This is a genomic window from Lederbergia galactosidilytica, assembly GCF_017873565.1.
Classification (GTDB): Bacteria; Bacillota; Bacilli; order Bacillales; family Bacillaceae_C; genus Lederbergia; species Lederbergia galactosidilytica.
On the sequence record NZ_JAGGKH010000017.1, the window covers coordinates 89140 to 111735 of the forward strand.

The 22596-nt window shown below is 36.9% G+C and carries 17 protein-coding genes; 10 read left to right on the plus strand and 7 right to left on the minus strand.

What is annotated here, in order from left to right:
- Positions 1–9: 9 nt before the first annotated feature.
- The 4 genes from J2Z23_RS16825 to J2Z23_RS22655 all read right to left on the minus strand — a co-directional run bounded on the left by J2Z23_RS16825 (position 10) and on the right by J2Z23_RS22655 (position 4184).
- Complete coding sequence (locus tag J2Z23_RS16825; protein ID WP_238482822.1) at positions 10–504, minus strand: flavin reductase family protein; 495 nt, start codon at positions 502–504, stop codon at positions 10–12.
- 289 nt (positions 505–793) lie between these two features.
- Complete coding sequence (locus tag J2Z23_RS16830; protein ID WP_057987137.1) at positions 794–1348, minus strand: DUF420 domain-containing protein; 555 nt, start codon at positions 1346–1348, stop codon at positions 794–796.
- Positions 1349–1675: 327 nt separating this feature from the next.
- Entirely contained in the window at positions 1676–1816 is a 141-nt protein-coding gene (locus J2Z23_RS16835; RefSeq protein ID WP_165589636.1) for a hypothetical protein, read from the minus strand.
- Between the two features lie 631 nt (positions 1817–2447).
- Positions 2448–4184 (minus strand): ABC transporter ATP-binding protein, encoded by a 1737-nt coding sequence (locus tag J2Z23_RS22655; RefSeq protein ID WP_057987138.1) that lies wholly within the window; start codon positions 4182–4184, stop codon positions 2448–2450.
- Between the two features lie 184 nt (positions 4185–4368).
- On the opposite strand from J2Z23_RS22655, the gene J2Z23_RS16845 reads away from it, so the two are divergent.
- The 10 genes from J2Z23_RS16845 to J2Z23_RS16890 all read left to right on the plus strand — a co-directional run bounded on the left by J2Z23_RS16845 (position 4369) and on the right by J2Z23_RS16890 (position 19681).
- The gene (locus J2Z23_RS16845; protein WP_057987357.1) at positions 4369–5769 is read left to right on the plus strand and encodes an ABC transporter permease; all 1401 of its coding nucleotides are present in this window, start codon (positions 4369–4371) and stop codon (positions 5767–5769) included.
- A 17-nt stretch (positions 5770–5786) separates the two neighbouring features.
- On the plus strand, positions 5787–7298 hold the full coding sequence (locus J2Z23_RS16850) for an ABC transporter permease (protein ID WP_209974634.1): 1512 nt from the start codon (positions 5787–5789) through the stop codon (positions 7296–7298).
- Between the two features lie 26 nt (positions 7299–7324).
- Positions 7325–9133 carry an ABC transporter substrate-binding protein gene (locus J2Z23_RS16855; protein WP_209974636.1) on the plus strand — a complete coding sequence of 603 codons (1809 nt, stop codon included), beginning with the start codon at positions 7325–7327 and terminating at the stop codon, positions 9131–9133.
- A gap of 456 nt (positions 9134–9589) precedes the next feature.
- Positions 9590–11656: a bifunctional aldolase/short-chain dehydrogenase gene (locus J2Z23_RS16860; protein WP_209974638.1), complete on the plus strand. Its 2067-nt coding sequence runs from the start codon at positions 9590–9592 to the stop codon at positions 11654–11656.
- Positions 11657–12192: 536 nt separating this feature from the next.
- Positions 12193–13620, plus strand: coding sequence for a rhamnulokinase (rhaB, locus tag J2Z23_RS16865; RefSeq protein ID WP_209974639.1), 1428 nt, complete (start codon positions 12193–12195; stop codon positions 13618–13620).
- Positions 13610–14863, plus strand: coding sequence for an L-rhamnose isomerase (rhaA, locus tag J2Z23_RS16870; protein WP_209974641.1), 1254 nt, complete (start codon positions 13610–13612; stop codon positions 14861–14863). Before rhaB ends, rhaA begins: the two co-directional genes overlap by 11 nt.
- A 500-nt stretch (positions 14864–15363) precedes the next feature.
- Positions 15364–16128 carry a DeoR/GlpR family DNA-binding transcription regulator gene (locus J2Z23_RS16875; protein WP_057993861.1) on the plus strand — a complete coding sequence of 255 codons (765 nt, stop codon included), beginning with the start codon at positions 15364–15366 and terminating at the stop codon, positions 16126–16128.
- A 125-nt stretch (positions 16129–16253) separates the two neighbouring features.
- The gene (locus J2Z23_RS16880; protein WP_174517089.1) at positions 16254–17072 is read left to right on the plus strand and encodes a histidinol-phosphatase; all 819 of its coding nucleotides are present in this window, start codon (positions 16254–16256) and stop codon (positions 17070–17072) included.
- A 34-nt stretch (positions 17073–17106) separates the two neighbouring features.
- The gene (locus J2Z23_RS16885; RefSeq protein WP_209974643.1) at positions 17107–18042 is read left to right on the plus strand and encodes an alpha/beta hydrolase; all 936 of its coding nucleotides are present in this window, start codon (positions 17107–17109) and stop codon (positions 18040–18042) included.
- Positions 18043–18160: 118 nt separating this feature from the next.
- Positions 18161–19681 (plus strand): ATP-binding protein, encoded by a 1521-nt coding sequence (locus tag J2Z23_RS16890; RefSeq protein ID WP_057987155.1) that lies wholly within the window; start codon positions 18161–18163, stop codon positions 19679–19681.
- Positions 19682–19762: 81 nt separating this feature from the next.
- On the opposite strand, the gene J2Z23_RS16895 is transcribed toward J2Z23_RS16890, so the two are convergent.
- The 3 genes from J2Z23_RS16895 to J2Z23_RS22745 all read right to left on the minus strand — a co-directional run bounded on the left by J2Z23_RS16895 (position 19763) and on the right by J2Z23_RS22745 (position 22535).
- A complete protein-coding gene (locus tag J2Z23_RS16895) occupies positions 19763–19939 on the minus strand; it encodes a hypothetical protein (protein WP_165589637.1) in 177 nt (58 codons plus the stop codon).
- A gap of 28 nt (positions 19940–19967) precedes the next feature.
- On the minus strand, positions 19968–21914 hold the full coding sequence (locus J2Z23_RS16900) for an aconitate hydratase (protein WP_057987157.1): 1947 nt from the start codon (positions 21912–21914) through the stop codon (positions 19968–19970).
- A gap of 99 nt (positions 21915–22013) precedes the next feature.
- A complete protein-coding gene (locus tag J2Z23_RS22745) occupies positions 22014–22535 on the minus strand; it encodes a DUF421 domain-containing protein (protein ID WP_338018443.1) in 522 nt (173 codons plus the stop codon).
- Between the last annotated feature and the right edge of the window lie 61 nt (positions 22536–22596).

Consider the following 22596-nt stretch of genomic DNA (forward strand, 5'->3'; position numbering starts at 1 on the left):
CGGTGAATTTCATTCATAAAAGCTGTCAGGAATACCGCCCATTTTCCGTCGGTGATACAATAACGGCTGTTTATCAGTACTAAGAATGTCTATGACCTCTCCAATAAGAATCATATGATCCCCAGCTTCTATTCTCTTAAAAGTTTTACATTGTAAAACGCCAGCAGCTCCTGAAATGATTGGCAGATTTCTGTTAGAGAATTCCCATTCACATTGGCTAAAACGATCTATATCCTTAATGGCAAATGAAGAGCAAATATCAGCTTGATCATTGGCTAGCACATTGATTGCAAAGTGATTTGTTTGGGTAAAAACAGGATAGGTTGAAACGGATTTATCGATGGACCATAAAACTAATAACGGATCCAATGAGACGGAGGCAAATGAATTAACAGTTAACCCAAGAGGGACCTTTAGGTCATTCGTTGTGGTAACTACTGTGACACCCGTTGGGTAATTTCCCATAACTTCTAAGAAACGATCAGTGTTTAAGCTTTTGTCCATAATTTTTAACGCACCTTCCAGAATAAATATAAATTGATAATTATTATTTTATGTTCTTTTTATGGATGATTGCCGATATAAAGTAAATTTTTAAAAAACTGATTATTTTAGTTGGAATTAGCCCCTGAATTTTTGCGAATTTTAAATTGGGTTAAAGATTATCATACTAGATAATTGTCATCCTTCCAAACGAAAGGAAGTTATTTAATAAAACTGATTGGATAACTCAAGTTAAAATACATGGAAAAAATCCTCATTTAAACATTAATGAGGACTTTCCTGTAGTTACTTAATAATATGGTGAAATCATAATATATACGAGTACACCAGTTAAACTAACATATAGCCATATAGGCATGGTCCAGCGTGCGATTTTCCGATGTCGGGCATTTTCCATATTCCAAGCACGTGCTACAGTTGTTAAGGCAAGTGGTACAATGGCAGCAGCCAATAATATATGAGTAATCAGTAGAAAATAGTACAATCCTGCCATAAAGCCTGTGCCACCATAAGAAGTGGAAGGTGATAAATAATGAAAGGCAACATACGTGACTAAAAATAAAGAAGTTGTGATAAAAGCAGAATAGATAAAACGACGATGGACTTTAATATTTCGCTTGCGTATAGCTATTAAAGCACATAACAAAAATAAAAAAGTAAAACTGTTAAATATAGCATTAAATAACGGGAGTAAAGTTACATCAAAAGCATCAAAATCCTCTACACCCGGTAACCCTGAAAGTATCCCAATGATCCCAATTAAAACAATGGAAATGGAGATAATAGCGGGTTTATAATTACGTTTTTTATGCCCAGATTGAATTTGATTCGTGTTTTGTATCATTCGATTGTACACTCCATTATGATATTGTAACTATTCAAAGCTCTAGCAACTGGAAAGACGTCTGTCATCTTTCTGTATAGTTTTTCCTCTATATAGAACGAATAATCAGAAGTCGGGATTCTGTTGCTAGTACTCCAAGCAGTTGTTGATGGTTTGCTTATCTCAAATAGTGTATCATATCAATGGTAAATAAACATGTTAGCAAAAGGAAGATTCACAGTCTTTTCATAAATTAAAGAATGGAAAAATAAATTTTGTAAAAAACTATGAAGGAAGGGGACATATTGCAGTTCTTTAAAAAGTTATATATAAGGCGAAGGTCATTGATTAATGGAGATTGAGCACTTCGCCAAGAAGTTTAATATCATTTAATATATATGGTTTTATAGATTCTGGAGATTGATAATATTCCTCCAACAAACGACCTAGTTCTCTGATAAAAATTAGGTATTCCTCTCTGTCTGGCATTTACACTACCTCATTTTTATTTGTTTAGTTAAAAGTATACCGGTTAGAGCTCTATAATTCAATCAAGAAATCTAGTTTTACTTAATATTTTTTCTGTTTAACTACAAAAAACAAGTGTCTTATAGACTAGGACTTTAGATTTTATAATATAGGTGAATCAATTTCATAATAGAGATTGTAGCATCCAAATCCAAACGACGTTGATTTACGCTTCAGGTGGACGCTTTCCGGGGGCGTGCGGTGAGCTTCCTCGTCGTCTATATGCAGAGTTGAAAAAGCTAGCTCAGGCAAACAGGGAATATAGAGGTTAGCAGGAAAGGTAATCTAGCAAACAATAAGGAAAATGAAAAAAAAGGGTGCCCCAAGGTCGAGTTATCAACGTTAGGCCCCTCCGTATTTCTAAAAATATTTCTTGGGAAATATGTCGATAGAATAAATAGTTCTGATTGAATCTAAAGGAAGTTTCAAAATGATGTCGAATCATTGGGCAACTTCTAGCTTATAATTTGAATTACCCAGTTCGGTTTATCCCCCACCTCAAGGCTTTAGAGAATACGAGAAGCATAGGTGGGAGATGAAAGAGTTCCCACTGATTGAAGTTTCACTTTATGGACCGAACCACGTTGTTCATTTATTTGGGTAATGCAACCCAATGCCCTTTTGAAACCTCCACTAATTCAGAATTGCGTAGATTATATTTGTCTACTTCATTTTGTTCAGTCATAAGGGCCCTTTTTTTCTTTGCCTCAACTTGTGGATCCGGAATAGGAATGGCTGAGAGGAGCGACTTTGTATATTCATGCTGTGGGTTGCTATACAATTCTTCACTTTCAGCTAATTCAACAATTTTACCAGCATTCATCACAGCAACGCGGTCACTAATATGTTTGACCATCGATAAGTCATGGGCAATAAATAAATAGGTTAATCCTAAACGATGTTGTAGATCTTGGAGCAGATCTACAACTTGAGACTGGATCGATACATCTAATGCTGATAAAGGTTCATCACAGACAATAAATCTTGGGTCAACAGCAAGTGCACGGGCAATTCCAATTCTTTGTCTTTGTCCACCAGAAAATTCATGTGGATACCGTTGGGCGTGTGATGGTTCAAGTCCAACCATATCAAGTAGCTCTTCTACTTTTCGTTTTCTTTCAGCTTTACTGTTTGTAATTTGATGAATATCTAGAGCTTCCCCAATAATATCCAATACTTTGAAACGGGGATTTAAAGATGAATAAGGATCTTGGAAAATCATTTGCATATGTCTACGCATCATTTTCATTTCTGACTTAGAAAAACGGTTGATAGCCATACCTTGATATAAGATATCTCCATCCGTTGGTTCATATAATCGTAAGATCGTTCTTCCTGTTGTTGATTTTCCTGAACCTGACTCTCCAACTAGCCCCAATGTTTCGCCTGGACGAATTTGAAAGCTAATATTATCAACTGCTTTAAGTTTATTCCCCTTACCAATATCGAAATATTGTTTAAGAGAACGGACATCAAGCAGGGGAATAGAGGAATCTTTGCTTGGAACGATAAGTGGAGCAGGCTTTGGCTTCTTTTTTTCATCTAATCGAGGTAGAGCGTTTAAGAGTTTTTGTGTATAGGGATGCTCAGGAGCAGCGAAGATTTCCGCAGTTGTCCCAGTTTCCACCACTTCACCTTTTTTCATCACAACAACCCGATCGCACATTCCAGCCACAACTCCAAGATCATGAGTAATCAGAATAATCGAGGTACCAAGCCGTTTTTGAATATCCTTCATCAGATTAAGAATTTGAGCCTGAATCGTGACATCTAGAGCTGTAGTTGGTTCATCTGCAATTAATAAGGTTGGACGGCAAGCAAGGGCAATGGCGATCATCACTCTTTGTCTCATCCCACCAGAAAATTCATGCGGATATTGCTGATACCTCATCTCACTGTTGGAAATGCCAACCAGTTTTAACATTTCAATAGCTTCCGCTTTTGCTTCTTTCTTTGAAAGTTTTTGATGTTTTATTAAGCTTTCGGAAATCTGCTTGCCAATGCGGATCGTAGGGTTCAGGGAAGTCATTGGATCTTGAAAGATCATCCCAATATCCCGACCACGGATATGTTCCATTTCTTTTTCCGACTTATTGGCTAAATTTTCACCAAGAAAAAAGACCTCTCCTTTTTTTATATGGGATGGAGGAGAGGGTAACAAACGCATAATTGTTCGGGCCGTGACACTTTTACCACTACCTGATTCCCCAACAATTCCTACTGTTTCACCTTTATGTACATCAAAACTGACTCCACGAACAGCTTCAAATTCTTCTTCCCGCGAATAAAATGATATATGGAGGTCATTGACTTTTAAGATAGGTTGCAAATTTTTCCACCTGCCGCTATTTTTTGACATTTATTGACTTCATGATAAAATTTGTTTAATTACTTTACAAGTATATTAACGAAAAGTATACTACACCTATCGGAATTGTTCAATCTAGAGGGAGGAGGACATATTCATTGTGAATGAAGGGGACAAACAATCAAATCAACATTCATTTTTAAGCATGGTTAGTTATACATATGGCAAAATTTTGACAAGACCGGCTTATAAATTTTGGGTTATATTACTAGGACTTCTTGTGCATATCCTGGTCTTTTTTATCTATTTATACAAAAGAAAACAGGATCCTTCTCTACGTGTATTAAAAGAAACGCAAGATAAATTGGAAGCAGCTGGTTACAAAGCACAGTTAATGAAAGAATTTGAAAATGAATATAGAAGAAAACAGGAATTCTTTTCTAAAAAATTGGATCAAAAAGAAATGAACCAGCATGCTAGAAAATGGACTGAAACACAATTCCAAAAGGTGGTTCTTGATAAAACGAATGAGCAGTTAAAGAAGAATGGGATCAAAAGTGTTACATTTAAGGATACCTTTCAATCACTTTTACAACAGCCAATTTTCCTTTTATTGACGCTAATACCAGGAATTTTTATGTATCTTCTAATTTTCATTTATAGTAACTCTTACGTAAAATACATCTTTGAAAGATTAATAATGAGTTTATTCGTTATTATAGGTGTGGCAGTTTTTGTGTTTACGATTTTATATATTTCGCCGCTAAATCCAGCAGCTAATATTTTAGGTGAAACAGCTACAAAAGAACAAATTGCGAGCTTTAATCGTTTGTATGGATTAGATCAACCATATCTTGTTCAGCTTTGGGAAGCTGTAAAGGGGATACTCACTTTCGATTTAGGAAATTCGTTTACGGGAAATGAAGATGTAGCAGCTAGTATTGCGAAGAAATTCCCAATTACCTTTTCACTCACCCTTGTTTCATTGATCATGGCGATTATAATCGCGATTCCGATAGGAATAATTTCAGCTACAAAACCGAATTCTTTTCTAGATTATTCGTTTATGTTTATAGCCTTAATCGGTCTTTCCATTCCTAACTTCTGGCAAGGGCTCATTTTTATTTTGTATTTTTCCATTAAAGGGCACTGGTTACCTGCTACTTATACTCCAGGGGATTTATTATCGATGATTATGCCTGTGATTGTACTTGGAACAGCCTTAACAGCCTCTGTTGCCAGAATGACACGTTCTTCTATGCTGGAAGTTGTGAATGAAGATTATATTTTGACCGCTCGCTCGAAAGGTTTAAATTACCAGCAGGTCTTGTGGAAGCATGCAATTGGAAATGCCATTATTCCAGTCATTACGGTGATTGGCTTGCTCTTTGGTGGAATGTTAGGAGGGGCAGCTGTCACAGAAAAGGTATTTAATATCAGTGGGATTGGTAGTTATATTGTGGATAAACAATTTATTCCTGATATACCTAGTGTGATGGGGGGCGTTGTGTATGTCGCCATTACGATTTCTTTGGTAAATTTAATTATCGATGTTTCATATGCATTTTTTGACCCACGGATTCGCTCGAAGATGAGACAGTATTAAAGCAGGTGTTGAGACGAATGGAAACAAATAATACGGATGTCGCAGGCTTTCAAATCAAGCATGCATTAAAATTATCATCTGAATATACACAAGCCAATTTTACCTGGATTTTGTCACTCATATTATCCATTATTTTCCTGTTTAATAGCTTTGATTTTTCCAACAGTACGCTAAAACCGGCTTTTTTCATCGTATTTGTTGCTTATGCTTTGTTCACCCTCATCCAAATAGCGGTGACACTTAAAATCAAGGCTGATCTTAAAAAGACGGGAGAAATTAAGTCCTCTACAAGAAAATGGGGTTATCTTTTATTTTTGGCTATTCTGACGGGGAATGTGTTTATAGTCGCGTTTGCATTTCAACTTATCAAGAAGGTTAAAACAACTGAATATATATTTGCGGCATATATGCTTTTAACCCAGGTTTTTATCATTGCTGTTTCGGCTTTAAATATATTCAAACCTTATGTGACAGATACCTTTCCATTGGCGATGTTAGTTCTTATCGGAATTGCTATCTTAGATCTGGCTATATTACTCTTAGTCGGCAGACAAACACAAATAGAGCAAACACCTTCATGGATGAAGTATATAGCGATCTTATTACTTATCACGAGTGTGACGGGAAACTTATTCGCTCTCATATTAGCAATTAATATCTTTATTAAATTAAGAAATGATTATTCAAGTATTGAAAAATGGAATAGTATGTGGGGGAAAATCACACGTAATAATACAGCGATGCTTGGCTTTTTCTTTATTGTTTTTATTTTTTCGATTTCCATTTGTAGTCAATTTACGTTTGATTATGAAATGGCCATTGAAAATAATTATGAGGCAATTTTGCAAACGCCTAGTTTAGAATATCCATTAGGAACAGATAATTTTGGTCGTGATTTATTTTCAAGAATTATTTTTGGTGCTAGGATCTCCTTGATAGTAGGATTAGCTTCCACCTTAATACCAGCCATTTTAGGGGGCATTCTAGGGGCGGTCGCCGGATATTATGGCCGACGGACAGATAATATCATTATGAGGTTATTGGATATTTTATATGCTGTTCCAGGGATCCTACTCGCCATTGCTATTATTGCTGCTTTTGGTGCCAATACGGTCAATCTAATCATCGCTTTAAGTGTTGGTTCCATTCCGACCTATGCGAGGACGATGCGTGCCAATGTTTTAATGGTTGCAAATTTTGAATATGTCGATTCAGCTCGAGCATTGGGGGCGAGTGATTACTCGATCATTTTTAAACATATTGTTCCCAATTCTTTGGCACCGATGATTGTGAAAGCCACCCTTACAATCGGGGGAGCGGTTATCGCAACTAGTAGCCTAAGTTTCTTAGGGCTTGGAGTGGAACCGCATATTCCAGAATGGGGAAATATTCTAAAATTAGGTAGTACGTATTTAGAAACAAATTCTTATTTGGCAATGTATCCAGGTCTCGCGATCATCCTACTTGTGCTATCTTTTAACTTTTTAGGGGATGCTTTAAGGGACGCACTGGATCCAAAATTAGATTAAGTTTGATTGATATAGGAGGAGTAGAAATGAAAAAAGGATTCTTAATGATTCTGCTAGTTTTTGTACTTGTAGCAGCAGGATGTGTTAACACAAAATCCAAAGTAGAAGAAGAATCAGGTTCTAAGTCTGGCGGAGATAAGTCAGATGTTGAAATTGAAATCCTTGGAATGAGCAGTGGAGAGGATGATATGAATATTGTCCGTGACCAACTCGTGAAAAATGGATTTAAGGTTAAATTAAATATTCAACCAGACTATGGTAGCTTTAAAGCACAGGAAGATGCAGGAAATTATGATGTATCTTTATCAAGTTGGACAACGGTCACAGGAAATCCTGATTATGCAGTTCGTTCTTTATTTATCTCTGGCGGAGATTATAGTACTCTTGAAGATAAAGAGATTGATCAATTGATTAATAAAGCAGCAGAGGAAACACCTGAAGAATATGCACAGACTTATAAAGATTTAGAGCAACAACTTGTTTTTGATAAAGCTTATATTGCACCACTATACAGTTCTTATAAAACCCAGGCCGTGAATAAAGATATATTGAATGCTGACTCAGTTCGACTCTCGAAATCACGCTCCCTTGCATGGGAAGACATTGATTTCAATGATAGTTCGAAAAGAGATTCAGATCCATTGATTTTATCACAGGCTGAATCGTCTTTAACTTCACTTGACCCTATTAAAGGAAATAATGGTTCCATCAATATGTTGAACACAAATATGTATGTACGCATTGTCAATCTAACTGATGACGATCAAATTACATCAGATGGTTCCTTATCATATAACAATAGTATTGCAGATGGAAATTCCGATTATTATTTCATTTTGCGGGATGATATTAACTTTGCAAAAATCACAGACAAAAAAGCAGAAGATACAGGGGAACGTGTCGGAGCTGAGGATGTAGTCTTCTCATTAGAACGAGCAAAAGATAAAAATTCCGTTCCAAACCATGCAACCTATACTTTGCATGAACATATTAACAATGTTGAGATTGTGACAGATCTCTCTGAATTAGAAAGTACAAAACAAGCAAATAGTGATACCTCCGTTCGTGAAGCTTTGGAAGATGGCTTAGATACAAAAATTTCAGAGCTTGTGTCAGATAAAACAAAAGTAAATAATAAAGAAGGAAAATACCAAGTAGTTAAAATTACGACTACAGAACCATTTCCACAAGTACTAAATTATTTAGCGCACCAATCAGCTGGAATTGTTTCGAAAGAACAAGTAGAGAGTATCAATACGTATGATGTAGAATCTTATGATCCTAATAAAGATATAGCGTATGGGGATCAAAGCACTCTAACCGAAGGGGACAAATACGATAATCATATATATGCAAGTGGACCTTACATTCTCTCATATAAAAACGATTATGAAGCTGTGTTTTATAAAAACCCTGGCTATATGGCAGGAACAGATCATGAGCCTAACATAGACACTGTACAAGTTCGCTTTATTAGTGATGCGGATAGTACGTTATCTGCTCTACGTAATGGGGAGATTTATGTCTACTATGGTGTTCCTGAAACAAAATATGATGTCGTTGAAAAGGATGAAAAACTACGTCTTCAAACGATTGAAAGTAATGCAGTCACTTACTTGCTATTCAATACGAAAAATCGTGATGTAGCTAAAAGTGAAGACTTAAGAAAAGCAGTTCTATATTCCATTAATCAAGATGAAATTATTGATTTCTATCATGGAAATAAAATTAAAGCAGTCTCCACTGTTAGCCCGCTTGTCGATACAGGGAATGAATTAAAAGCAGACAGTGAAAAAGCTAAAGAATACTTACAAAAATATAAGGAAAGCAAATAAATATCAATATTAGGCAAGCAGCGTAAAAGGTTTATTTTTCGCTGCTTGCCTTTTTACATCTAAAAAGTTTGGTTTTCACCTAACTTTTTGGATGCCTATATGTGTTTAAAGGTCAAGGTTTATTTTTGGGGAAACTTAAAATACCAATAGGAAGCATGCTCCTGTTTCGCAGTGTGACTAAGAATCTCTGTACGGCGTATACTTTTGCGAATAACATCCTATTGATTCATAACCCTCAATAGCTGCCTTCAATCCAGTTTTCAAAAAACAAATATTATCTTTGAAAAACTTTATAAGATTGTTTTTAGGCTATTGCAACTAACGATCTTTATTTTATTGGTTTTGTTTTATTAAACAAAAGTAAATAAAGGTATATACAAACAAAACAAAGTTATCTATAATGGTATCAGAAGTATATAAAATAATTAGAAAAGTAAGCATCTTAGGAGGGATGACATGGTTGAGAATCTTTGGAAAGAGACAGAAGCCAATCAATTAAATAGTGATTTAGAAAAACTAGTGTATCGTTCGAATTTGCTAGGGTCAGATCGCTCTGTTTGTAATTGGGGAGGCGGAAATACCTCCATGAAAACAACTGAAAAAGACTTTGCAGGACGCGAGATCGATGTTCTATGGGTAAAAGGAAGCGGTTCTGATCTTGCCACAATGGGGAAAGAAAACTTTACAGGATTACGCTTAGCGGATATCCATCCATTAATGGAAAGAGATGAAATGTCAGATGAGGAGATGGTAGAATATTTATCACATTGTATGATCGACTCAAAGCATCCAAGAGCTTCTATCGAAACATTGTTACATGCCTTTTTGCCGTTTCCACATGTAGATCATACACATCCAGATGCTATTATTAGTATTTGTTGTGCTGATAATGGGCGCGAAAAAGCGGAGGAAATTTTCGGGAATCGATTTGTCTGGGTTCCATATATCAGACCGGGCTTTACTTTATCAAAGATGATCGCAGAAGGAGTACAAAACAATCCTCAAGCTGACTTAGTTTTAATGGAGAAGCATGGACTAGTTGTGTGGGGAAATACTGCGGAAGAAAGCTATGCTAAAACAATTAAGGTCATTCAAGAGGCGGAATCTTATATTCAAGCTCAAGAAAAAGGACAATCTTTCGGTGGTCAAAAATATCAAGCGCTTTCTGAAGAGGAGCAAAAAACGGCCCTAGCAAAAGTTTTACCCGTTATCCGTGGCGCAATCAGTCAAGATAAAAAAATGCTTGTTACTTATAATAGCTCAGACGAAGTCATGGAGTTTGTAAATAGCCAGGATGCTCAAGCACTTTCCCAAGTGGGGGCCGCCTGCCCAGATCATTTAGTTCACACGAAGAGAACACCATTGTTTGTTGAGTGGAATCCTAGTTCTGAAGATCTCGACTCATTAGTAGAAAAAATTAAGACAGGAATTCAAAACTTTGAAGAAGAATATATAGCTTATTTTAATCGGAATCATCATGAAGGTGACCAAATGTTCGAGCCAGTGCCAAGAGTTATCTTAATTCCCGGTATTGGTATGATCAATACTGGGAAAAGCATAGCGATGGCGAAGGTTAGTGGAGCACTTTATAAACGCGCTATTGCTGTTATGAAGGGCAGCACAACATTAGGAGAATTTGTTTCCTTAAATGAAAATGAATCCTATAATATTGAATATTGGCCACTAGAATTGTATAAATTATCTTTAGCCCCGCCAGAGGCAGAGTTTTCTAGAAAAGTAGCTTTTGTCACTGGGGGTGCTGGTGGTATTGGGACGGCTGTATGTCGCCGTTTCATAGAGGACGGTGCACATGTTGTGATTGCAGACTTGAATTTCGAAGGAGCAGTGGAATTAGCGAAAGAGCTAAATACCCAGTATGGAGAAGGAAGGGCATTGGCGATTAAGATGGACGTGACAAGTGAAGAACAAGTCCAATCTGCTTTTGAAAAAGTAGCACTTCAATATGGTGGAGTAGATATCATCGTCAATAACGCTGGTTTGGCTACATCTAGTCCTTTAGATGAAACAACTTTGAAAGAATGGAATTTGAATATGGATGTTTTAGCAACAGGTTATTTCCTTGTGGCAAGAGAAGCCTTTAAACAAATGAAAGTCCAAGATATTGGAGGAAGTATGGTCTTTATTGGTTCGAAGAACTCTGTTTATGCTGGGAAAAATGTTACAGCTTATAGCTCTGCTAAAGCGCTTGAAGCTCATCTTGCTAGATGTATTGCCACAGAAGGAGGGGAATTTGGCATCCGGGTGAATACAGTTTTGCCAGATGCTGTATTGCAAGGTTCTGCCATTTGGGATTCAAAATGGCGTGAGGAAAGGGCTTCATCTTACGGGATAGCACCAGATCAATTAGAAGAACATTATAGAAAGCGGACAACCCTTTCTGTTAATATATATCCTGCAGATATTGCAGAAGCAGTTGCTTTCTTTTCTTCCTCTAAAGCCGAAAAAACAACAGGATGTATGCTCACAGTAGATGGTGGAGTTCCCGCTGCTTTTACGAGATAATGAGAAGGCGAGATTCACTGATTAAGAGCAGAGGCTGAGTAAAATGGCTTTTCCCAAAGAAGATTGAACTACTATGATGCATATAACCTGTTTTGGAAATATACTTCGCTTTCCGCGGGCGGCTAATGAGCCTTAGAGCGGCAGGAAGTACGGCACAATAAATAGTGCGGCGGGTAAAAGGAAGTTGCACCTTGAGCCTACTAACAAGATGCTACAAGTTAGCCTATCGTTAAGTCGCACTCCTAGCTCTTCTCGTTGCCTTACGACGTACTAAATGTGCTCGTGTCCGCGTTAGTCATAGGATGTGCCTGTCAGTAGCCTGCCTTTCGCAGGAGTCTATGTATATTTCCTCCGCTAAAGTAGGGCATGTTCTTCTTTGTCTCAGTCTTTTCCTTCTATTTCAATAATAGAAAGCGTTTCACTTTAATTGCGTTCGTTCAAATTTTATCGGTGCCGATACTCATATATTTGAATCCTGGGCGTTAGAAACAGCACTAGTTATGCTTATAAATCTATCAATTGTAAAGGGGTGGAGAATGATCGATTGCTTAGCAGTAGATATAGGTGCTTCTAGTGGCAGAGTTATTTTGGGGAGTTTACGAAATGATCGAATAGATTTAGAAGAGATTCATCGTTTTGAAAATGGTATGGTTGAAAAAAACGGGCAATTTTGCTGGGAACTAAACCGTCTATTTGAAGAAATAAAAATCGGCATTAAAAAATGTCGAGATTTGGCGGTACAACCTGTAAGTATCGGGATTGATACTTGGGCTGTTGATTTTGTTTTATTAGATGAACAAGATCAATTATTAACGGAAGCTGTTGCTTATCGTGATCCAAGAACGAACGGGATCATGGAAGAAGTGGACGAAATTATCTCAAGAGAAAATCTATATGCTAAGACAGGTATTCAATTTTTGACTTTTAATACGATTTACCAATTATATAGTCTGAAAAAAAATCACCCTGAAATTTTGCGAAAAGCAAAATCATTTCTGCTAATTCCAGACTATCTCCATTTCTTGTTAACAGGAAAAAAGGTGAATGAATATACGAATGCGACAACGACTCAATTAGTCAATGCATCTACAAAAGAGTGGGATCAAGATATTATAACAAAATTAGGTTTTCCATTGGAAATGTTTCAGGAAATTCAAAAGCCGAAAACGAACTTAGGAGGGCTAAAAAAGGAGCTGAACGAGGAATTTGGCTTCGATATGGAAGTGATTTTACCAGCCACTCATGATACAGGTTCGGCGGTTATTGCTGTGCCTGAAGTAGAGCCTACGATCTATCTAAGCTCTGGAACTTGGTCATTAATGGGTATTGAAAATCATTTTCCAATTTGTTCTCCGAAAGCGTTGTCATACAATTTCACAAATGAGGGTGGTATAGATGGCCGCTTTCGTGTCTTGAAAAACATTATGGGATTATGGATATTGCAGGAAATAAGAAGAAATTTTGATAATCGATATTCTTTTGCCGAGTTAGCAGAATTAGCCAAAACGAGCGAAATAAATTCTATTATCGATGTAGAAGATGACCGTTTTTTAAAACCAGATCATATGGTCGAGGAGATTCAAGCGTATTGTCAAGAAACGAAGCAAACGATCCCGGAAACACCAGGTGAAATAGCAAAATGTATCTTTATTAGTTTAGCAAAACGTTATAACCAGGTTGTAGCTGAATTGGAAGCATTATTTGGAAAAAGTTACAGTCAAATTAATATTATTGGCGGTGGCGCGCAAAATGCCTATTTAAATCAGCTTGTAGCTGATGGAACGAAAAAAGAAGTGCATGTCGGCCCTGTGGAGGCGACGACGATTGGAAACCTTGTTGCCCAATATATTGCTTTGGGTGGAATAGAAAATATTGACCAAGCAAGAACAATTATTAAAGATTCTTTCACTGTAGATAAATATAGCCCTAAATCAAATGAGGAGGTTGAAAGTTATGAGTGTTAATGAAACATTTGCATTTGCTAAAAAGCAATATGAGCGCCTTGGAATTGATGTTGATAAAGCAATCGAAAAACTAAAAAGTGTCTCCATTTCAGTTCATTGTTGGCAAGGAGATGATATCGGCGGTTTTGAGGTTAATAAGAGTGATTTATCTGGTGGAATAGAAGTAACTGGAAATTATCCTGGTAAAGCGAGAACCCCTGAAGAACTCCGTGCAGATTTAGAAAAGGCACTTTCATTTATCCCTGGAAAGCATCGGGTGAACCTTCATGCTATTTATGCTGAGACAGATGGGGAAGTGGTGGATCGGGATCAGCTTAAACCAGAGCATTTTGAAAAGTGGGTACAATGGGCGAAAAAACATAATCTTGGTCTAGATTTTAACCCGACTTTATTCTCCCACGAAAAAGCAGAGGATGGTCTAACATTATCACATCCAAATGCTGAAATACGCCAATTTTGGATCGATCATTGTAAAGCTTGCCGGAAAATTGGCGAGTATTTTGGGAGAGAATTAGGAACACCTTGTTTAACGAATATTTGGATACCAGATGGTTATAAGGATACACCTAGCGATCGACTTACACCAAGGAAGCGCTTGAAGGAAGCGTTGGATGAAATTTTTGCTGAGGAAATTGATGAAGCCTATCATCTAGATGCTGTAGAAAGTAAATTATTTGGAATCGGCTCTGAAGCTTATGTTGTTGGTTCTCATGAATTTTATTTAAGTTATGCTTTGAAAAATAATAAACTTTGCTTATTAGATACAGGGCATTATCATCCTACAGAGATGGTTTCTAATAAAATTTCATCATTGCTTTTATATAGTGATCGTTTAGCTTTACATGTTTCTCGCCCTGTACGTTGGGATAGTGATCATGTTGTCACATTTGATGATGAATTAAGAGAGATTGCTCTAGAAATCGTTCGTAATGATGCATTAGAGCAGGTTATGATTGGGCTTGATTTCTTTGATGCGAGTATTAATCGGGTAGCTGCTTGGACAATCGGTACACGGAATATGCTCAAAGCTCTCCTCTATGCGCTTCTGACACCAAATGACCATTTACGTGAGTTACAGGAAAAAGGAGATTATACGAAAAGATTGGCATTAATGGAAGAGCTTAAGACATATCCATTCGGTGCTATTTGGGATTATTATTGTGAACAAATGAATGTTCCAATAAAAGAATCATGGTTGACTGAAGTTGATGAATATGAAGCACAAGTATTGCTAAAGCGTTAGTAATTTATGCTAACAAGTCAATCTAACATCCCCTCCATTATCATATTTTAGCTATAAGAAAGGGTGTGGGGTGTTAGCTTTTAGGGTAATCGGAAAATAATGTGGAATGAATGGTAATTTTTGAAACCCACAAATGGAATATGCTCTGTTTCTGCGAGCGAGCGGCAAGCCCCTTAGGCTCAGCCTTCCGGGACCTTGCCGCTTTCTTATTTCTTATATCCTGTAGGAGTCTCGCCTATTCCATTTGCTACGGATGGCTTATCGTTTCATAATTTCCACATGATCATCCGAATACCCGTTTTTTCTGGAGCTATGTAGATGTAAGCTTATCTGAAAAGCGAAGGACTTATCATATTTGGCTTTCAGATCTGTCAGGTTCTGATCGGGGCGCTTTTATTCATCACGCTTCTTTATTAGTGTCCTGCTTACTTCTTAAATCTTTATCCTTATATCTTTATCTTGTAGAATAAAGATGGACTGTATTAATTTGAGGTGAGAATATGCTTGTAGCAGAAAGACATGAAAAAATCGTAGAAACTGTTAATAAAAATGGAAGTATTCGTGTTTCTGAATTAAGTCAACTGTTCAAAGTGACAGAGGAAACGATCAGAAGAGATTTAGAAAAGCTTGAAAAAGAAGGGGAATTAAGAAGAAGTCATGGCGGAGCTGTAAGTATTAAAAGGGATAAAGGGATAGAAATTCCCTATTTCGAACGCGAGATTCAGAATACTGAAGAAAAAAATACGGTGGCAGATATTGCGATCCAATATGTAAAAGAGAATGATCGGATCATATTAGATGCGAGTACAACAGCTTGGTATATGGCCAAGAAGTTACCAGATATGCCATTAACCGTATTGACCAACTCCTTAAAAGTGGCAATGGAATTAGGAAGGCAAGAGAAAATAACTGTGATTGGTACGGGAGGACGTCTGCTGTCTAAATCCCTTTCTTTTGTGGGACCACTAGCGATGGAGTCGATTGAATCTTATCGAGTAGACAAAGCCTTTATCTCATGTAAAGGAATTCATAAAAAGCGCGGAATAAGTGATACGAATGAATGGCAAGCCCAAGTGAAAAAGAAAATGATTGATGTAGCAGAAGAAGTGTATTTATTAGCCGATTATAGCAAATTTGATGTACAAGCATTTTCAAAGATTGCTGCACTCGAGGAAATTAATACGATTATAACAGATGAAGCTACTGAAGAGCATTATATTCAAGAGTATAAGGAAGAAGGAATTGAAGTTATTTCTGTTACTTGAAAAAGTTTTTGAAGTTGGGGAAGAGCGAAGCCATAAAAAGAAAATGGATAAACTTTTTGAATTGGGCAGGTTTTTCTTGCTTTTGCGGCGTAACTATATGTAATAGCCAAAAAAGGATGGATAATATGAGCACAAATATAAAGTTTGATTTTCATACCCACCATGACCGATGTGGTCATGCAAGAGGGAAAATCCGGGATTATATTGAGGCGGCTATAGCTAATGGATTAAATATGATCGGTATATCGGATCATTCTCCTTACTTTGCGAGCGAGGAAGATCAGGCACATCCTGGTATTGCGATGGCTAAGAGTAGTTTTGCCACCTATGTGGAAGAAGTTTTAGCATTAAAAGAGGAATATAAGACAAAAATCGACGTATTATTAGGTGTTGAATCTGATTTTTTTCCAGAGCATATCCCATTATATCGTAAACAATATGCGCAATATCCGTTTGATTATATTATCGGCTCTGTCCACCATGTTAATGGAATCAATATTTTTAATCGTGATCGTTGGGATGGATTAACGAAAGAAGAGATTAAACAAACGAAAGATCGTTATTATGATTTAATTGCCCAATCGGCACAAAGTGGACTGTTTCAAATACTTGGCCATATTGATGCTATGAAAGGTTTTTATCCTGTATTTTCACAAATTGAGACAGAGGAAATCGAGCGGGCCTTAAAAATAATTGGAGAATATCCTGTAGCCATTGAAATTAATACCTCAGGAAAAACGAAAGATTGTGGTGGTTGGTATCCCTCCGATGAAATCCTTGAAAAAGCTCTTTATTATGGAGTCAAAGTGACATTTGGATCTGATGCCCATGATCCGGAAAGAGTTGGCGATGATATGGAAGAAGTGCGCCAGCGTTTGAAAGAAATCGGCTTTAATGATTGGGCGTATTTCAAAGAACAACAAATGGTTTTAACCTCGTTATAATATAATAAGTGATCTTGCTTGGGAGGTGAGGAGGATGGAGACTACCACAAAATGGGTAACAATGGATGACGGAGTGGAAGTTTTTATGAAGAAGTGGATAAACCCCGCTATAACCCCGAAAGCAATACTCCAAATTTCTCATGGCATGGCAGAACACATTGAGCGCTACAGCCATTTTGCTCAATATTTAGTAAGTAAAGGAATTTTTGTATATGGAAATGATCATCGTGGTCATGGCTATACAGGAAAAAGAATGGGCCAATTTGGGTATTTTGCCGATCACGATGGTTTTGAAAGGGCGGTAGTGGATCTATATTTAATAAATCAAACGATCCAACAAGAATTTTCTCATGTACCTCACTTTATGTTCGGTCATAGTATGGGATCCTTCTTAGCTAGAAGGTACATGCAAAAATACCCTCACACTATTAAAGGAGCTATCATATCGGGCACAGCAGGTAACCCTGGTATAGCTGGAAAGATCGGAAAGAAATTGGCTAGTAGAGAAATTCGTAAAAGAGGAGGAACAGCCCCGAGTCCGTTTCTAAATCGCCTTACTTTTGGTTCTTATAATAAGAAGATTCCTCATCCACAAACAGAATTTGATTGGTTAACCCGTGATACAAGCAAGGTAAAGGAATATATTGAGGATCCTTTTTGTGGATTTATATGTAGCAATAGTTTTTTTTACGATTTATTTGTTGGTTTAGAGAAAATTCATGATGATCAGCAAATTCGTAAGGTCCCATCTGGATTTCCCGTTCTTCTTATAAGTGGAGAGAATGATCCTGTAGGTGGGAAAAATTTAAAAGGGGTTTATAAAGTAGTAAAACAATGGGAAAATAATGGCTTGGAGAATATTAAAACTGCATTTTTTGAGCAAAATAGACATGAACTCTTAAATGAAATGAATCATTTGGAAGTTTATCAATTCATTTATGACTGGATAAATTCCAAATTGAACGAATAATATAAAATTTTAAAATTTATATTATTATTATATTACGTTTTCTGTTCAAATTTGTTAAACTATAAATGGTGAAATGTAGCGGCTTTCAAAAGGGAGTGTCGAAAAAGGGGATGAAAGTTTGGAGCACTTAATAGTACATAAATCTGGGCATTTAAAACAGACTGTAAATTTTTCTGAGGAAAGTTTGGAATTTTTCGACAGGCGTTCGACTATTTCATGGCGACATACCTTTTTTGATCATTATGAAGAAGCCTCTGTCATTCTTGATTTTAGTGGCCGTGTCCTTTCGATTAACCCAGCATTTGGAAAGATGTTCGATTGTACGCAAAAAGAATTATTAGGAAAACCGCTTATATTTCCATTTAAAAATTTACAACAGGAATTTTACAAAATGGTACAATCAGTGTTAAATGGAGAAAAAATTGTCTATCAACAGCTTTTACGTAGAAGAAAAAATGAGGATCAAATGTTTCCAGCAAAATTAACAATTTCTCCTGTATTTTCTTCTGAGGAAGATATCAAGGGGATTTTGGTGATTATTAAGGATCAAACGGAAATTGACGAATATAAAACATTAATTGAATTACAAAATGAAACATTGGAAACAGAAGAAAATTTGCTACTTGATATTACAAAGCATATTGACGAACTAATCATTCTATTTGATTTAGAAAAGAATAAAATCATTTATACTAGTCCTGCTTTTGAAAGAAAATTGGATCTAAATCTTGTTGATCTTTATAATAAACCATCGTTACTACGTAAGAGATTTGATATTGAAAAGCCAAAGCAATTACTGCATTTTTTTAAATGTACAAACAGTGGACACAGAACATTAGAATTTAAAGCCACCGATCTTAGAAAAAATAAATTGCGTTGGTTTTTATTTGAAATCACGCCAATATTAGAAATGGATGGCACAGTTAAAAGGCATATTAGTATTTTGCGAGATATTACGGAGTTAAAAGAGAAGAATAATCAAATTAAACAACTGGATCAATTAGGGGCAATTGGACAAATGGCAGCTGGGATTGCTCATGAAATTAAAAATCCGCTCACGACTATTAAAGGATTTGTTCAATTATTATCTGAACAGGCAAAAAGCGAATACAGTGATATTATTTTGTCAGAATTAGAGAGAATTGAATTTATTATGGGAGAAATTTTATTGCTTGCGAAGCCACAAACAAATATAAGTTTTAAAAAAGAAAATTTAAATAAAATCATCCTAGAAGTTATGTCTTTCATGCATCCGGAGGCTACGATCCATGATGTTGTGTTAAATAGAAATTTAGCACCTATTCCTGCTGTCTCATGTGAAGCGAAACAAATTAAACAAGTCCTAATAAATATTATAAAAAATGCCATTGAGGCAATGCCTCACGGTGGAAATATTCGGATTAAAACATATTACTCCGAAGGCTTTATTCGGATGAATATTATCGATACGGGGAAAGGGATTTCCAAAGAGCGGTTGCAAAGACTAAGAGAACCTTTTTATACTGATAAAGAAAAGGGAACAGGCTTAGGATTAATGATTTGTTATAAACTTATTGAAGACCATCATGGCACACTTCACTTTACAAGTGAAGAAGGAAAAGGTACATGTGTGCATATCAAACTTCCAGTTGCAACTTAAAAAAGGCGACCTTTTAATTGAAAGGCCGCCTTTGCCATTTTAACTAGTATTGATAAACATTGATTTGAAGTGATGGGTTCCTTAATCTAATAATCGGTTGTTTTCATCCACGTCCATAATTTCTGCAGATTGCTTCGCGGCATTGACTGGTAAGACTCCTTCCCCCCGACAAACACTACAATTATATTGCCAACCTTCGTCATCAGCTAACATCCCTGTTCCTTCGCAAGCTTTACAAGTTAATTCTCGATCCACCATTGGTAGGAACCTCCTTTTTGATTAAGTTTTAGTTTTGCTTTTGTTTAATCCAGTTAATCATGCCTCCTTGGAGCATGATTTCCAATTGACGAGGTGAAAGAGAATGCTTTACACGAATTTTTTCCTCTCTACCTTTCATCTCGATTGTGAATTCATTGTTATTTGCAAGCTTTTCATGCAATTCATTAAGAACGAGAATATCCCCCTGTTGTAGCAAATCGTAGTCGTTTGGTTGTGAAAAGATTAGCGGTAAGATGCCGAAATTTACCAAGTTTTGCCAATGGATACGAGCAAAGTCTTTCACTAAAGCAACTTGCAATCCAAGATAACGTGGGGCAAGAGCCGCATGTTCACGACTGGAGCCTTGACCATAGTTAAACCCACCTACGATCGCATGCCCACCTTTGGTGGCTAATTCCTTCGCACGGGTATAATAGCTTTCATCAATAATTTCAAAGGTAAATTTACTTATCTCTGGAAGATTACTACGATATGGTAGCACCCTAGCGCCGCCCGCAAGAATTTCATCTGTTGAAATATTGTCTCCCATTTTTAATAAGACTGGAAGTTCCATTTGGTCGGGGAGTGGATCCATAGCAGGGATGGAAGCAATATTGGGCCCCTTGTATAGTTCCACACGCCTAGCTTCTTCCATTGCCAGGGGGGGATCCAAAAGGGAGAAGTCGATGGTCGGGCTTTTAGGTGCTTTTACTTTTGGAAAAGGAAAATCCAATGTTCTCGGGTCTGTGATGACGCCTGTTAATGCAGAAGCTGCTGCTGTTTCAGGACTACATAAAAAAACACTGTCTTCTCTTGTACCTGAACGCCCTGGAAAATTTCGTGGCGTTGTCCGTAGGCTATTTCTTCCTGTAGCAGGTGCTTGTCCCATTCCAATACAACCATTACACCCAGCTTGATGTAATCTTGCTCCAGATTGTAATAAACTAGCGATATGGCTTTCCTTTACTAGATCTGTCAACATTTGTCTGGAAGTTGGATTAATATCAAATGAAATCCCTTTTGCTATCTGTTTATTTTTCACGATTTCTGCTGCCATCGCAAAATCGCGATATCCAGGGTTGGCAGAAGAACCAATATAGGATTGATAGATCGGTGTTCCAGCTACATCCGTAACAGGGACAACGTTTCCTGGGCTTGAAGGTTTAGCGATTAAAGGTTCTAACTGAGACAAATTGATTTCTTCCTGTAAATCATATGTAGCCCCTTTATCAGCCTGTAATTCAATCCAGTCCTTTTCTCTTCCTTGTTCTTTCAGGAAACGCCTTATTTCTGAATCAGATGGGAAGACCGTTCCTGTCGCCCCCAGTTCTGCTCCCATATTTGCGATGACATGGCGATCCATAGCTGATAAGGTCTGAACACCGGGCCCGTAATATTCGATTACTTTGCCCACTCCACCCTTTACATCATAGCGGCGCAATAATTCAAGTATGATATCTTTTGCACTAACCCAATCAGGTAATTTCCCGGTTAGTTTTATGCCCCAAATTTGTGGCATTTTAACATAAAAGGGTTCACCGGCAATCGCTAGAGCAACATCCATTCCCCCAGCTCCCATAGCGAGCATACCCATACAGCCATTTGCACATGTATGACTATCAGAACCTAAAAGAGTTTTACCTGGCTTTGCCAGTCTTTGCATGTGGACTGGATGACTTACACCATTACCAGGTCTACTATAGTAAATGCCAAAGCGTCTGGTTGCACTTTGTAAAAATAAATGATCATCTGCATTTTTGTTATCCACTTGAATTAAATTATGATCGACATACTGGGCAGAAGCTTCTGTCTTGGCGTATTCAATACCCATTGCTTCTAATTCCAACATAACCATTGTTCCTGTGGCATCTTGGGTTAAGGTTTGATCAATTTTTAAACCAATTTCCTTTCCGGTGACCATCTCTCCTGAAACCAAATGTGACTTGATCAATTTTTCAGTAAGCGTCTGTGCCATGATCTTTCCTCCTGCTTGTTCCTCAAATATGATGTTATTGTAAATAATTTGCTGAATCAGATTTCTCCTTTTCAACCATTTCTGAAAAAATATTATCTTTTAACGTGATTTCTTTTCTTCATTTTGATAGCCATTTTGTATGAGTTGAACAAGTTGTTGGATATCTTCCTTGGTTGCTGGTTGTTTATTTTCTTTTAAGTGATAACCTAATTGTCCATTAACTTCCATTGTGGCCATTTGCACATCTGCAATCGAGGAAATTCCTTTTTGGCGCAATCTTCCCTCTAACTGCTCTACCGTTAACCGCAATTTACTCATATTGTTTTCATTTATCATACCGTTTTCAATGACAGAAATGGCTTTGCCTGAAATAATCGTTTCGATTTTATCGGATTTTAATTGAAAGTACTCCGTAACCATTAGTGTGAATAATAATAAAGCTGCAACTCCAAAGGTTGTCCATAAGCCATTTCCTGAAACTGGTTCAATGAGTAATGTTCCTAACATGAGCATAATAATTGTTTGCGGCATGGTCATTTCGGAGATTGTTTTTCTCCCACTTACACGCAGTAAAGCACTACCAATAATAAATATCAAAAGAGTTTGCCAAATAATATTCATGAAAATATCTTTCCTTTTCCTCAGAAAATAACATTGATGTTATTGTGAGAAAAAATTGAGT

Bases quoted from the DNA above. Each gene is read 5' to 3' on its own strand.
- J2Z23_RS16825 (WP_238482822.1), bottom strand. From the start codon at position 504: ATGGACAAAAGCTTAAACACTGATCGTTTCTTAGAAGTTATGGGAAAT.
- J2Z23_RS16830 (WP_057987137.1), bottom strand. From the start codon at position 1,348: ATGATACAAAACACGAATCAAATTCAATCTGGGCATAAAAAACGTAAT.
- J2Z23_RS16835 (WP_165589636.1), bottom strand. From the start codon at position 1,816: ATGCCAGACAGAGAGGAATACCTAATTTTTATCAGAGAACTAGGTCGT.
- J2Z23_RS16845 (WP_057987357.1), top strand. From the start codon at position 4,369: ATGGTTAGTTATACATATGGCAAAATTTTGACAAGACCGGCTTATAAA.
- J2Z23_RS16850 (WP_209974634.1), top strand. From the start codon at position 5,787: ATGGAAACAAATAATACGGATGTCGCAGGCTTTCAAATCAAGCATGCA.
- J2Z23_RS16855 (WP_209974636.1), top strand. From the start codon at position 7,325: ATGAAAAAAGGATTCTTAATGATTCTGCTAGTTTTTGTACTTGTAGCA.
- J2Z23_RS16860 (WP_209974638.1), top strand. From the start codon at position 9,590: ATGGTTGAGAATCTTTGGAAAGAGACAGAAGCCAATCAATTAAATAGT.
- rhaB (WP_209974639.1), top strand. From the start codon at position 12,193: ATGATCGATTGCTTAGCAGTAGATATAGGTGCTTCTAGTGGCAGAGTT.
- rhaA (WP_209974641.1), top strand. From the start codon at position 13,610: ATGAGTGTTAATGAAACATTTGCATTTGCTAAAAAGCAATATGAGCGC.
- J2Z23_RS16875 (WP_057993861.1), top strand. From the start codon at position 15,364: ATGCTTGTAGCAGAAAGACATGAAAAAATCGTAGAAACTGTTAATAAA.
- J2Z23_RS16880 (WP_174517089.1), top strand. From the start codon at position 16,254: ATGAGCACAAATATAAAGTTTGATTTTCATACCCACCATGACCGATGT.
- J2Z23_RS16885 (WP_209974643.1), top strand. From the start codon at position 17,107: ATGGAGACTACCACAAAATGGGTAACAATGGATGACGGAGTGGAAGTT.
- J2Z23_RS16895 (WP_165589637.1), bottom strand. From the start codon at position 19,939: ATGGTGGATCGAGAATTAACTTGTAAAGCTTGCGAAGGAACAGGGATG.
- J2Z23_RS16900 (WP_057987157.1), bottom strand. From the start codon at position 21,914: ATGGCACAGACGCTTACTGAAAAATTGATCAAGTCACATTTGGTTTCA.
- J2Z23_RS22745 (WP_338018443.1), bottom strand. From the start codon at position 22,535: ATGAATATTATTTGGCAAACTCTTTTGATATTTATTATTGGTAGTGCT.